We start from the raw sequence: 14,952 nt of genomic DNA on the forward strand, positions 1-14,952 counted from the left end.
TTGGTGGCTACAGTTGGAAACTATCTATAAAAATAGCCTTATTGTCAGTTATTGTGTTTTTTATTTTTGATAGTTTGTGTAGATACTTCGGTTTATATTAATATTTATCGGATGAGTTTCGAGTATACTGAACAAATTTTTTCATAAGTATTTATTAATCTCATTACTATAACTAGGATTTTGTTATAATGGATATTCATTATGAAGTTGTAAGAATGTTTTGCATGTTAATTATAATTACTCCTATAATTGCCATTTCTTTTAAAATATTCAATGGCGTAGGTTGGAGATTGTCTATTATAATGGCATTATCGTCATTTATTATGTTCTTTATTTCTAATTTTTTGCGTAGATATTTTGGGTTATATTAATCTTTATTGGATGAGTTCCGAGCACGCTGAATAAAGTAGCGACGATACTATTAATGAGTGGTTATGATTTATAATGACAGATTTTACTCATAAAATTATTGAATCGCTTATAGCAACGTTTTTTTCTGGTTTTATATATATTTTTTATTATAAGTTTATTTATTACAATTGGGAAGATTCTCTAAAAAAGTCATTATTAATAAGCTGTATATTCTTTCTTGTTAGTCTTTTATTTAACGATATTGGTTTATATCAACTTATAAAAAATATTTTATAATAGACATTTTTAAAATGTCTTTATGCGTTTATAAAAAGCTCTATACCGCAATAGGCTTTGCCACATTTGAGTATCCTAAAAACATAGAATACCCTCTTTAATATCATCACATCAGATTTTAAAAATTGACTATTCCAATCTTTGTCATTTAGTCTAACCTCACAATGAAAAGCTTTAGGGACGACTCTGCCACAAATATAAAAATACAATGGCTGATTTTTCTAAAAAATAAAAAGAGGGAAACATGACTGAAAAAATCTATCCAGTATCAGAAGAGATCAAAAAAAATACTTTGCTCGACGAGGAAACTTATCAACAATGGTATCGAGAAAGCATCGATGATCCAGAAAGCTTCTGGGCCAAACATGGTCAACGCATTGAATGGTTTAAACCTTTTACAAAAGTAAAAAACACTTCTTTTAACGGAGATGTCTCCATTCAATGGTACGAAGATGGGATAACAAATGTTGCCTATAATTGCATTGATCGCCACCTGAAAACCCATGGAGACAAAATCGCGCTTATTTGGGAAGGAGATAATCCTTATCATGATAAAAAAATAACCTATAACGAGCTTTATGAACATGTTTGTCGTTTTGCCAATCTTTTGAAAAGTCGTGGCATTAAGAAAGGCGATAAAGTAACCATTTATCTTCCCATGATACCCGAAGCAGCCTATGCTATGCTCGCGTGTGCCCGCATTGGTGCTGTTCATTCGGTTATCTTTGCTGGCTTTTCTGCAGAGGCAATAGCAGGACGCCTTGTTGACTGCGAATCAACCTTCATCATTACCGCTGATCACGGCTTGCGTGGCGGCAAACGGATCAACTTAAAAGACAATGTTGATCATGCTATTGAGATAGCAGCACGCCAAAACGTGCATGTAGACCAAGTCATGGTTATACGGCGGACTTGTGGACCCATTCAATGGATAGAGGGGCGTGATTTTTGGTACTACGAAGAGATAGCTCATGCCAAAACAGAATGCCCAGCAGAACCAATGAACGCTGAAGATCCACTTTTTATTCTTTATACTTCAGGCTCCACCGGCAAACCCAAAGGCGTTTTGCATACCACAGCGGGCTATCTTGTTTATGCCGCGATGACACATCAATACGTTTTTGATTACCACCCCGATGAAGTTTACTGGTGCACGGCTGATATTGGTTGGATAACCGGTCATTCTTACTTGGTTTATGGACCTTTATGCAATAGTGCGACTACTTTAATGTTTGAAGGCACACCAACCTTTCCTGACAAAGGAAGATTTTGGGAAATTGTTGACAAACACCAAGTTAATACACTCTATACCGCACCAACAGCTATCCGCGCCTTGATGGGAGCAGGAAATTCGTTTGTTGAACACTCAAACAGGACATCGTTGCGTCTTTTAGGTACGGTAGGCGAACCGATTAATCCAGAAGCATGGGAATGGTTTTATCATACAGTTGGAAATGACCGTTGTCCGATTCTCGATACATGGTGGCAAACGGAAACAGGAGGGCATATGATCACGCCCTTGCCTGGTGCAACCCCCCTCAAAGCAGGATCGGCCACACGTCCTTTTTTTGGTGTTCAACCCCAAATTGTTGATGCCCAAGGCAATATTTTAGAAGGTGAAGCAGAAGGCAATCTTTGTATCAGTGATTCATGGCCAGGACAAATGCGCACGCTTTATAAAGATCATGAGCGCTTTATTCAAACTTATTTTTCCTCCTATAAAGGAAGATATTTTACAGGCGATGGTTGTAGGCGCGATAGTGACGGCTATTACTGGATTACAGGGCGGGTTGATGACATACTCAATGTCTCGGGGCACAGGTTAGGAACTGCTGAAATTGAATCAGCCCTTGTTTCTCATCCCGCTGTATCAGAAGCTGCCATTGTGGGTTACCCGCATCCCATTAAAGGACAAGGAATTTATAGTTTTATCACCTTAATGGAAGGGACAGCTCCAAGTGAAGAGTTGCAAAAAGAGCTTATTAAACATGTAAGACAAGAAATAGGCTCCATTGCCATATTGGATAAAATTCAATTTGCCCCACAGCTTCCCAAAACGCGATCAGGAAAAATTATGAGACGTATTTTACGAAAAATTGCCGAAAACGATTTTGATACTCTCGGAGATATCTCAACTCTTGCCGAACCACAAGTTGTTGAAGATCTGATTGCCAACCGACAAAACTAAAGAACCCACGAAGAAATATAACATACGGTGGTTTTTGTTTTTTGCTAAAATTATCTCAGCATTGTTACGAAAACCACCGATGAGAATAAAAAACAAAACAATTCATGGGAAGCTCAACAACTCTAACAACAAACGCCTTTCTTCATAACAAATCAGAAACAATTGAAGAAAAAACTTCAAGATTGGAAGATACCAAGATTGGAATATGAATACAGATAAGAATAAGAAAGTAAGATAAAAAGAGCAACATAGCTTTTTAAAATCGCCCAGTACCCACTCAATGCAAAAAAGCCTCTGAGAAAGAAGGAAAAATAGTTCTGATGTTTATGCTAGAATCACTTTGAAATTCCTGCTAAAATCATAAATAAAGCTAAAAAGAGAAAGTATACGTGATAATATTCTTGAGCAAAAATATTTATCTATAACGAGGGTGTATAAAAAATATTGAAAACCATGAAATCTAAAATAAACAAGCTTAAAACAAAAATCTAAAGTAATGAAAGTAAGAGTTCTTAGAATAAATGATGCAATATAAAATCAGGAGTAATAATAAAAAGTGATTCATTTTGAAAATGTCGGTCTACGCTATGGAATGGGACCTGAGGTCCTTCGTGATATTAGCTTTCATATTCCTCCTGGATCATTTCAATTTCTCACTGGCGCCTCTGGAGCAGGGAAAACGTCGTTGATGCGTCTTATGTTTTTGGCACTCAAACCCACCCGCGGTCATATTGATTTATTTGGAACAGACACAGCATTACTCAAACGGCAAGAGCTCCCTGCGCTGCGACAACGTATCGGTGTAGTTTTTCAAGATTTTCGTTTACTCGACCACATGACCACTTATGAAAATGTCTCCTTACCTTTACGCATTAAAGGACAAGAAGAAGCAACCTATCGCAGTGAAGTGGAAGATCTTCTCTGTTGGGTAGGTCTGGGAGATCATATTCATGTTTTACCACCAGTTCTTTCTGGCGGAGAAAAACAAAGGGTAGCCATTGCACGCGCGCTCATTGATCAACCTGAAATTCTACTTGCCGATGAACCAACCGGAAATGTCGATCCGCCCTTAGCAAAACGCCTACTCCGTTTGTTTATTGAATTAAATCGTTTTGGAACAGCTGTGATCATTGCTACCCATGATATTGCCTTAATGGAACAAGTTGCAGCACGACGTATGCTTCTCCATAACGGACGGATGACGATTCATGAATAAGTCTTTCCCCATTTTTACAAGCAATAAAAAAAATACAACAGCGATTATTCCCAGTGGTAATATTTCTGGAAAAGCATTGGTTGCCGTTATTGCTATTATGACATTTCTTTCAAGCCTCACCTTAATCGGTGTTGATTTAGTCCAACGTGCCGCCCAAAATTGGAGTAATCAGATTAGCTATGAAGCAACAATACAAATACGCCCCATTGACAATGTTGATATCAACAAAGCTCTCCGTGATGCCGTACAATTGGTCAAAACATTTTCTGGTGTACAAGATGCAAAAATTGTTGACCAAAAAGCTACAGAAAAATTACTGGAGCCATGGCTTGGAACAGGTTTCAATATCAATGAACTGCCCCTTCCCCGCCTTATCATTGTGACTCTGAAGAGAGATGAAAAAATCAATTTTGCAGCCATTAATCACGCCATTAAAACCCAAATTCCAGGAGGTCAATTTGATGATCACCGTGTTTGGGTCCATCGTTTTGCGACCATGGCATACACCACTGTTTTCATTGGCTTTTCAATTTTAGCATTGGTTCTAGGCTCTCTTATTCTTACCATCATTTTTACCACCCGCAATGCATTGGCAGAAAATGCGCATATTATCAATGTCTTATATTTCCTTGGTACTGAAACTATTTTCATTGCCCGCCAATTTGACTGGCATTTTTTTAAAACTGCACTGCGTGGTGCTTTATATGGTGGTCTCACAAGCATATTTCTGTTTTTAGCCTTTTGTCTCTGGACGAATTATAACTTGGGAAGAGTGGAAGCTAGCCAAGTAACAGCTTTGTTTGGACATATTTCCATAAGTTCCGTTCCTTACGGAAAAATCATTTTTCTTATTATTTTCGTTTCTTTTCTTACCACCCTTACAAACCGCATGACTATTTTAGCGCAACTGAAAAAAATCGATCAATGTGAAAACGGTTTATTTTAATTTTATGACTCACCACTCCTACCATTCCAACTCATTGACGCAAAATGATTTAAAACGTCCTCTTCCAAAACGACCCCATTATCGTTGGTCTATGCGCTTTTTATTTTGCTATTTTCCACCGACAACACTTACTCTTGCAATCATTGTTTTTATTTTCTGGGGTGGTTTTATTGTTTTTTCTGAAAAAACTGAACGACTTTCTCCCCCAAAGCCTCTCCCCAAAGCTGATGCCATCATTGTGCTGACAGGCGGAGAAAACCGAATAGAGACAGGACTTAATCTCTTACAAAGGGGGCTTGGTTCACGACTCCTTATCAGTGGCGTAAACAGCACAACCAATCTGAAAGGTTTCATGCATAACAGGCATATTAGCCCACGACTTGTCTCCTGTTGTATTGACATTGGGCATCAAGCGATTAACACCAGAGGAAACGCCGAAGAAAGTGCTGCTTGGATCAAAAAACACCACTATAAGACCCTTTATATCGTCACCCATGATTACCATATGTGGCGCTCGATGCGAGAACTTAAGTATTTAATGCCTGATATCCATTTCATTGCTTATCCTGTTAAAAAGAGCGATGCTGAAAGCGCAATACAACAAATCAATCAAATCCGCATTCTCATATTCCAATATATTAAAACGCTCCAAGTCTATATCAGAACCGCATTCTAATCTTTATCCTTCTGACTTTTTTAAAAACCTTGCTACCCACGAACTGCTTCATACCGTTCTTTCCATATCCTTCCACACGAGGTTGCCTCTATAAAAGCTCGACAGAGCTACCCTCATATAACACAGAATACCCCAATACACGTATCACTGTATTGCACATTCACCCAAAGACATCTCTTACATCTCAAACATATCTCACAGCACGGAATCTGTACATGCCATCCCAATATATAAGCTCTTGTAAATAAAGCTCCCAGACAACTATAAGATCTCCAGACTTGTTATAAAGATCTATTGATACCACCGTCTTTACGCTTCATAAAAAATACAAACCGCCCCATCCTATATTTTACCGCCCCGCCCAATATTACGATAGCTCTTAAGCCACTTGGGATGATTAGTAAGAGGCATACTTTACGCCTTTCTTAAACACGCACACACCAAACTCATATGACATGAAAAGAAGTAATTTTAATAGGTTTAAAATAAGAAAATTTATGATAATTAGATTTCTCATTCAACAGAGAGAAGGTTAAACTATCATGATAAATCAATATATTAGTAACAATCTCTTCATTCAACAAAGCACCTTCATAAGAGCATTTTAGATCACAGATAGGAATAAGCTCAAAACGCACACCGCCACGAACATCCCACACTTTTTATAGCAATATCTTTTGGCATAAATCATTTCCCTCTAAAAACACTTTTTGTTTGGCAGCCTCCCCAAAAAAGAACAAAAATTTTTAAACTCTAGCGATCTGTAAACAATAACAATCCAGCTTCTTATCTAACGCGTTCTCCCTGCTCACTTCCAATCACCCCTGCTCAAAGGACAGATTTCATGAGAGTTGTGATTTCCTTCCAACATCTCAAAGGACGATGACTCCTATCAGCAAAGGTTTGTAAACAATTCTACGTCTCTGGGCAAGTTCCTCTCTGCTTCCCCATTTATATGGTTTACTCACATAAGACTCAACGAACAAGCTCTGCTTAAAGCTATTCATCACGGTCGCTAAAGCGCATGCGTCATCATTTTATCCGTCTACTACCTATGATGTTTTATCACATGCAACATATTGATTTATAAAGATAAGTATTCTTCATCTTAAATAAGGATTTTGAATAGCGTAAAACTCTCTCATTTTAAATCTATTCTCTGTTGAATCAATCAAAACCATTTTCTTGCACATCACAAGGAAAGAGAGCCTGCGTGGCGTAAAACTGTACAAGAAAGGCATGCCTCTTATGTACCGTCTCAAGTGCCAAGAGCTGTCGCAATACCCACGAGCTGGCAAAGTATATGATAGTGCCAGTTTGTTACGACACAGCGCTGTTTACCGCACAATGGATAACTTCACTTTTTCAGTTTCTCTCACTTCCAATTTTGGAAGACTGCGCACAATTTTCATTGTTTCCAAGCTTACTGTAATAACCCGCTGAAACAATTCCAATGGATAAGCTGGATTACCCACCGTTTCAACAGCATAGCGATTAGCATCATTAACAAGACCGCTCGCTTTGTCCGTTTTGACAATCTGCCGTTCCATAACCCATTCAAGAGCAGACCTGCCATTGACCACATAATCATAAGCTTCAAGAGGAATATTCTGCATCGTGATATGCGCATTATAAACCACTGTACTTTTATCAATAGCACCACGCTTACCAGCAAATTTCATCGCCTCAACACGATAGAAACTCTTCTCATCAGAAATCATCCAAGTTCTTGGATCACCCTGTTTATAGGTAATGGGATAGGGCTCAACCTCCTCATAATTCATATGCAAATCACCAAGCTTTCGCCCCGCTGTTACAAAAGCCCAAAAATCCTCTACCTTTTTAACTGTTGGGATACGTGGCAATTGTTTGAACAAATTATGTGCATAACGCGCACGATAATCTTCTGAATGCAAAATCCCATAAACATAATAAAACAAATCATCCTTTGTTATCATTTCACCAGGATATGCTGCATTAAAATAAGCCAACCCTTCATCCGTGAGAGCATCACGCCGCTCTAAACCAGTTTCTTTGCTTTCCTCTGCAAAATTTGCAAATAAATGAACCTGCTCTTCCTTTTTATTTTTCAAGGACGCAGAATCCTCATAAACATACCGTGGAAAACACTGACCTTTTTCCATTGCATCTAAGCTAGGCAAAACCCTGCTCATAAGGACAGAAAAACCACTGCTTGCTCCTATACCGGTAACTTGTATTACCCTATTCTCAACCGCTTGCTTCATAGGAAATATACGCGGCATTTGATAAACTCTCTCATTAAAGATGCGGTTATAATAAAGCCATTGCTGTGTAAAAGGACGATGAAGACCTTGAATTAAGCAATCACTTTCAAATTCAGAAAACTTTCCTCTTACCAGTTCTTCTTTAAGACTACTGCTCCAACTAATCTTTTTGGCATCCGTGTTAACAAAATCATTCACGGCATTCGCACGCGCCTTGCGATCAGCATGTGTGTAGGCATTATTAAAACGCTCTACTTCACCGTTATAAAAAGTAATCATATTGCTCATATTTTTCGCTAAAACTTCACGGCTTGAGTTGTATGCCCAAGCATCACGACCAGTTTGTATACCACGAGAAAAAATTTTGAATAGCTTTTTATCACTGCCCTTCTTATCACCTAAGGCTAGAAATTTTTCAAAATCATTGTTGCGCTGATCCAGCCAATCACCATGCTCATCTGGTGTAATCATCTGCCAACCGTGTTCACACTTGATACCACCAACACTACTCAACCGCTGAAGTTGAGATAATTTCTCTTTTGTCGTGAGATTATCACCAATATCGTAATAATGAATTTTGCACTGCTCCGTAACATTTGGATTTTTAACAAATAGTGTAACAGCAATTCCTGTCATGCTTCCACTGCCGAAAACATTTTGCCCTTCTTGAGCACGTCCTTTGCTCAACATATTTTTGCGAATATCACCACGCAAATTGAGAACATAAATGCTCGAGAATTCTTCACTCAATTCTTTTCGTAAGCCATTCGTAGAGTATCCATTGATAAAACCTGAATTTGTCACAAAACCAATAACACCACAGTCTTTTATGCGATCACTTGCCCACCGAATGGCACGAATATAACTGTCATAAAGTCCATTAACATTGCTTGCTTTGGATTGAGCGGCATAGGTTTCACGAATGCGACGATCCAATTTAGGATAGGCAATATTTTGTGCATTGTCGTTTTCACTTTTTTGTCCAGAAGAATAAGGGGGGTTGCCAACAATAACACGAATATCCAGTTCCTTCTGGTGTGCCCGACGTGTACTGTTATCCACCAGCAAATCACTGATCAGGTCTTTTTCTTGCTCATAAAGCTGGAATGTATCGGTCAAACAAATTCCCTCAAACGGAACATAACCTCCCCCCATCAGACCATGATAGGTTGTCTCAATATTAATGGCTGCAATATAATAGGCTAAAAGCACAATTTCATTGGCATGAATTTCATGACAAAATTTTTGTTTCATCTCCTCTGGTTTTATCAAACCCGATTGCAAAAGCCGCGTGATAAAAGTCCCCGTTCCTGTAAAGGGATCCATGATGTGCACACCCGATGAGCCAAGCGTTTGCGCAAATTCTTGCTCTAAGACATCATTGACAGAGTGCAAAATAAAATCCACAACCTCAACGGGAGTATAAACAATGCCTAGTTTTTCTACAGTGCGTGGAAAAGCATAACGAAAAAACTTATCATAAAGCTCTATAATTAACCTCTGTTTTGCTTTTGGATCCGTAATGCCACTGGCGCGTAATTTTACACTTGCGTAAAATTTTTCCAGATCTTTGGATTCCTTATCAAGATTCGCCTTATCAAGCACATCAAGAATACGCTGCATAGCACGCGAGACAGGATTTTCACGTGTGAACTGATACTCCTCAAACAACACCTGAAAGACAGGACGCGTGATAATATGTTGTGCCAACATCTCAATCGCATCAGCCTCTGTAATCGCATCATTTAAATCATCACGCAGTTCTGCCATAAATCTGTCAAAGGCTTGACGTGCCTCAGTATCTGGCTCTGCCAGAATACCTGTTAAACGCGTAATATGATTCTTAGCAATTTCAGCAATGTTGCTCGCCCAATCTTCCCAATAATCACGTGTCCCACATTTCTTGACGATCTTTGCCAAAATCGCACGAGACAGTTCATCCACCGGGAAAGAAAACTCCTTGTTTAGCTGATCTGTACGAGTTAAATCATATTCCGGTGCTCCAATTCCCACTCGTGCAGGCTGTGAGCGTAGTGGAAGATTGTCTACAACAGCTGTAACAGCCTGTAACTCCGTGCTCTGTGTGACGCCAATAATCTCAATCACATTGCTGATATCTTGGCTCAGCGATGCCTTATTAATCGTCGCATCAAAACGATCATCATGCGCACGCAAAGCATTTAAAATTTGCCAAACAACCCGATATTTATCATTGTTGTTCAAAGCCTGTTCCACTGGAATCCCAGAGGGAATGCCAATTGGCAAAATGACATACCCCATCTTTTTGCCCTCAGACCGACGCATCACCCGCCCAACCGCTTGCACAACATCAATCTGGCTCTTACGTGGATTTAAAAACATGATCGCATCCAGAGCCGGAACATCCACCCCCTCAGACAAACACCGTGCATTGGTCAAAATACGACAAACATCTTCACCACTATCAGCTTTCAGCCAATCAAGTAATGCACCACGATCCTTCGCATTGAAAGTGCCATCAACATGCTCAATTTCACACTTCAGAAAGTGCTCATTTTCCGTATCCTCTTTCGTATAATCAAGATATTCTCTAACAACCGCAGAAAATTCATCACGCACCAGTTTAGAACTTTCAATAGTCTTGCAAAACGCCAAAGCACGACGCATGGGGTGTGGATCAGCACCAACATCAGCCTTCAGATCTTGTTTTGTCAGCGCCTTATAACAACCAATAATCTTCGTTGCATCATCAAGAACAAGCGAAGACTGGTCATCACTAAGACGCTTCTGAACAGCGGAACTGACCAATTTTTCATCCATTGCTAAGACAATAACCTTATAATCTGTTAAAAGATCATTTTGTACTGCCCAAGAAAAGCCCCGATAAAAAAGTGTTTTACCAAAAAGCTTTTCATCATCCATCGAAGCAAGAACGGCATTAACTTCATTCGCGCGACTTTTTGCGTTATCACCAAAAATACGTGGTGTCGCTGTCATATAAAGGCGCTTCTTAGCACGAATAACATCATTAGAATGCACCTTAACAAAATTGGATTCATCCTCTCCAACCAGCGTTGCCCCTGTTGTACGGTGCGCTTCATCACAAATGATAAGATCAAATATTGGCAAACCATACTTTTTCTGAGCATCAGCAACCACCTGAATGGATTGATAGGTTGCAAACACAACGGTCATCCTATCTGCAACACTCTTATCCGCCTGTTTTGCAAGTTTAGCAGCATCGGTTGTCGCCGGAAAAGCAAGATCAAACACATCAATTTCAGCAACATCATCACTATTTTTACGACGCTTTCCCACTTGTGTATCTGAACAGACAGCAAAGGATCTCAATCCGATTTCTGCATCCGTTGTCCATTCACGAACCGTCTGTGACATCAGTGCCAAGGAAGGAACAAGAAACAAAACAAACTTGCCTTCACCCGCCAAATCCTCAGCAATTTTAAGACTGGTAAATGTCTTACCAGTACCACAAGCCATAATAAGCTTACCCCGATCTGCTTCCATAAGTCCAGCACGCACATCACGCAACGCATCCTGCTGATGTGGACGGATTTTCTTTTTATCCTCCAGCACAACTTTGCCCTGGGCTGCAAAAGTTTCCCAACGGATCGGACTTTGTTTTATATCGGAAAGATTAATCCGTATAACAGGAATATCCTGCCCCCGTATCATTGTTTCAGCGTTATCACTCCAAGCACTTTCAGTACTATCTATAATAACACGCCGCTTAAATGGAGCTTTCCCTGATGCCGAAATAAAACTATCAATATCTGCTTTTCTAATCCGATATGCTGCATCATAAAATTTACATTGGATTGCCGCAAAACCCTCTCCATCACGAATCTTTGCCACAAGATCGATACCAGTATCATGACCATTCCAATCATTTTCACGAGCCCAATCTTTAAAGGTTTGAACCTTTTCATAACACCCAAACTGAAGAGGATCATGTGTCAGATAAGCAAGAGCAAAACGCTCAAAATACGTACCTTTGTCCCGTTCGGTACGCGCTTCGTCACGATATGTCTGTAAAAGCGATTGCAGCGTCATGCTTCCCCCCAATGAAAAATACTTTCAACTATCGAGTCTAGCCAAACTGGTTAATGCCTATTGTTTCACCCAAAAGACTTTAGATAACTCGATTTACTGAATGAACCGACTATTTAATAATGGAATATGTACTAAGCAAAACAAATGAATAAAGTTTTACTTATCAGCAAAAGAGTGGAATCTGCTTCCTACTCATCTCTGATAAATATCATGTAATCACTTACAAAAATGTAGAGATTTACTTTATTATTTGGGTGAGCTTCTTTTTGATATTTATCTATTGAAAGAGTATAAGTTCATACTCAGAAAGTGCTAAACGCAATTAAAGTATATCATAAAACCAATAATCAGCTATACCAATACACATAATAATGAATGCAGTAATTAACATTCCCAGCAACATGAGCCCATAAGTGCATTCATCTCATTCTCCCTACAAAACTGGATCTTCGTAAAAGCCTATATCTCCGCCGCATAAAGCCATAAAGAATCTTAAAACCAAACGTTACCAATGCCAACGCCCCTCCCTTTGCCATACAATTTGTGACAAAAAACAGGGGCACGAATAAACAAAAGGAAAAGAAAAACTATAGAAGACCAACTCGCCTCGTATACCCGTTCGTTTTTTTGAGATATAAGCTGTTTTTCGTTTAAATTTTCTTCTTTTTTATCTTGTTTGTTAACAGATATACACTCCCCTTCCCCTCTTAACTTTTAGGTTAAAATCCTAAAGTTATCGCGCCTTGTATTTTGTATAGTTATAAAAATACAAGGGAAATTTATTCATGATACGTTGGGCCGTAAAACGTCATCCTTTAACGTTATATAGAGCACGCTCCACTTAACGAATAAAGCGTTTTCTAAAATGGAACAGCGAATAATGCTAAACTTTTCCCATCCATGTTTCGCTTCATAAACGCTTCTTCCAAGTGGTAAACATCACAACAAATATGCTCCAATTGATAAAGCTTAATCGCGTGAAAGAGCGACAACAGGGTCAAGCCGTGAAGCTTGCCGCGCTGGAGAAAAGCCAAAACATATTCCAATGAGGGTCGAAAAAGTAAGGGATAGGATGATCGAATCAATCGTATAAACCAAGTGGATAGGCGCCTTAAACAGAAGAAATAAACCACCGATAGAAAGCCCAAACAGAATCCCCAAACCACCACCAATGACACAAACCAAAACCGCTTCAATGAGAAACTGCTGCAAAATATCACTTTGGCGTGCACCAACTGCCATACGCACACCAATTTCATTGATCCGCTCAGAAACGGTGACCAGCATAATATTCATCACCCCAATACCACCCACAATCAGGGAAATCGCTGCAATTGAAGAAATTAAAAGTGTTAAGATATGTGTACTCTCCATGATACGTTCACGAAAGAATTCTGAATTTCTAATGAAAAAATCCTCTCCACCATGCCGCATAATGAGAAAACGTTTCACCATGTTTTCCGCTAAATGTGAATCGACATCATCAGCAATCCTAACGGTAATCGCACGAACTTCTGTTGTGCCAAGAAAACGCGTTTGCACTGTTGTATAGGGCAAATAAAGCTGTAATGTATTTGATGTATTTCCATTTGCGTTATTTTGTGAATCAACAACACCAATAATACGTGCTGGAACATTACCCACAAGCACCACTTTGCCAAGGGGGCTTTCATGGCTATGGGGAAAAAGAACAGACAATGCTTCTTTCTCAATCACGAGATCAACCGCCCGATCCTGCACACTTTTTTGATCAAAAAACTGTCCTTTGAAAACCTTAAGCCCCTGTGTCTGAAAGAATTGTTCTCCCACCCCCACAATGACGGCATTGACTTCAACTGCACCAAAACGCACTTTCGAGCTTGTTGAAATCTGAGGTGTTACACCAGAAACATAAGGTAACCCAGACAATGCTTCTGCATCAGCTTCAACAAGAGTTGTTATTTTCTCTGCTTGTGGATCAGAAAAACTTTTGCCAGGTAAAATTGTTAATGTATTAGCACCCAAGCTTTTAAAATTTTCCAAAATTTTCTCTCGTGTACCATTCCCCAAAGCGACCATAGCAATAATCGCCCCAATACCGATAATCACCCCAAGCATTGTTAAAAAAGTTCGCATTCGATGTGCATTCATTGCCAACAAAGCCATAACAAATGCCTCACGAAAACGTTCAACAAAAGACCGAAAAGAGCCAAGCTGTTGTTTAACTTTTAGTGTCTGTTTTTCGTAAAAAGACTGACTATCCGTTTTTATCTTTGCCCCCGCTGCTCTTTTCTTCGCAACCTTTGTCATACTGTCAGCAATAATTTCTCCATCACTGATTTCGATAATACGCTCCGCTCTTTTGGCCACCTGCATATCGTGAGTTACAATGATAATAGTACGACCTTCTTGATGAAGCTCATCCAAAATACGCAACACTTCCTGTCCACTCTGTTTATCCAGTGCACCTGTTGGCTCATCGGCAAGAATAACCTCCGCATTATTCATCAACGCTCGAGCAATAGACACCCGTTGTTGTTGACCACCTGAGAGTTGATTTGGACGATGATTCACCCGATCGCCCATGCCCAAGCGCGTTAAAAGATCTTGTGCACGCTTTTTCCTTGCTTCCACAGCACATCCTGCATAAATAGCCGGAATTTCAACATTCCCAAGAGCTGTCAATTCATTCAACAAATGATAGCGCTGGAAAATAAAACCAAAATGATTGCGCCGCAAAGCCGACAATTCATCAGCTGAAAGAGAGGCTGTTTCTTTCCCTGCAATCCAATAACGACCAGAAGTTGCCCGATCAAGACAGCCTAAGATATTCATTAATGTAGATTTTCCTGAACCAGAAGCTCCCACAATCGCTACCATTTCACCGCGCTTAATGGTAAGATTGATATCCTTCAAAACAGTAACAAATGTTTCGCCCGCTGGAAATTTACGTACAATATTTTCCAACACAAGGACAGCATCTGCTTGGTTTGTGTTCATGGC

Annotated in this window: 6 protein-coding genes; 4 read left to right on the forward strand and 2 right to left on the reverse strand. The window is 39.5% G+C overall.

Annotated features, from left to right (window positions below; genetic code table 11):
• The first annotated feature begins 892 nt into the window (after nt 1-892).
• The 4 genes from acs (at nt 893) to ACFIKH_RS00545 (ending at nt 5,674) form a co-directional block, all read left to right on the forward strand.
• Nucleotides 893-2,836, forward strand: a complete 1,944-nt coding sequence (gene acs / locus ACFIKH_RS00530) for an acetate--CoA ligase (protein ID WP_375670722.1) — start codon at nt 893-895, stop codon at nt 2,834-2,836.
• Nucleotides 2,837-3,392: 556 nt separating this feature from the next.
• A complete protein-coding gene (gene ftsE / locus ACFIKH_RS00535) occupies nt 3,393-4,052 on the forward strand; it encodes a cell division ATP-binding protein FtsE (protein WP_273723097.1) in 660 nt (219 codons plus the stop codon).
• Nucleotides 4,045-4,998: a cell division protein FtsX gene (locus tag ACFIKH_RS00540; RefSeq protein WP_375625217.1), complete on the forward strand. Its 954-nt coding sequence runs from the start codon at nt 4,045-4,047 to the stop codon at nt 4,996-4,998. The genes ftsE and ACFIKH_RS00540 overlap by 8 nt, the downstream gene beginning before the upstream one ends.
• 4 nt (nt 4,999-5,002) lie before the next feature.
• The gene (locus ACFIKH_RS00545) at nt 5,003-5,674 is read left to right on the forward strand and encodes a YdcF family protein (RefSeq protein ID WP_375651712.1); all 672 of its coding nucleotides are present in this window, start codon (nt 5,003-5,005) and stop codon (nt 5,672-5,674) included.
• A 1,337-nt stretch (nt 5,675-7,011) separates the two neighbouring features.
• Here the strand turns inward: ACFIKH_RS00545 and ACFIKH_RS00550 are convergent.
• Nucleotides 7,012-11,970, reverse strand: a complete 4,959-nt coding sequence (locus tag ACFIKH_RS00550; RefSeq protein ID WP_375670724.1) for a DEAD/DEAH box helicase — start codon at nt 11,968-11,970, stop codon at nt 7,012-7,014.
• 969 nt (nt 11,971-12,939) lie between these two features.
• Complete coding sequence (locus ACFIKH_RS00555) at nt 12,940-14,949, reverse strand: MacB family efflux pump subunit (protein WP_375625214.1); 2,010 nt, start codon at nt 14,947-14,949, stop codon at nt 12,940-12,942.
• Between the last annotated feature and the right edge of the window lie 3 nt (nt 14,950-14,952).

The organism is Bartonella sp. SD1336NMGDW (assembly GCF_042193565.1).
GTDB classification, from domain to species: domain Bacteria; phylum Pseudomonadota; class Alphaproteobacteria; order Rhizobiales; family Rhizobiaceae; genus Bartonella; species Bartonella grahamii.

What these genes read in the sequence shown, in the direction of transcription:
- acs (WP_375670722.1), top strand. Translation starts at nt 893, where the DNA reads ATGACTGAAAAAATCTATCCAGTATCAGAAGAGATCAAAAAAAATACT.
- ACFIKH_RS00540 (WP_375625217.1), top strand. Translation starts at nt 4,045, where the DNA reads ATGAATAAGTCTTTCCCCATTTTTACAAGCAATAAAAAAAATACAACA.
- ACFIKH_RS00545 (WP_375651712.1), top strand. Translation starts at nt 5,003, where the DNA reads ATGACTCACCACTCCTACCATTCCAACTCATTGACGCAAAATGATTTA.
- ACFIKH_RS00550 (WP_375670724.1), bottom strand. Translation starts at nt 11,970, where the DNA reads ATGACGCTGCAATCGCTTTTACAGACATATCGTGACGAAGCGCGTACC.
- ACFIKH_RS00555 (WP_375625214.1), bottom strand. Translation starts at nt 14,949, where the DNA reads ATGAACACAAACCAAGCAGATGCTGTCCTTGTGTTGGAAAATATTGTA.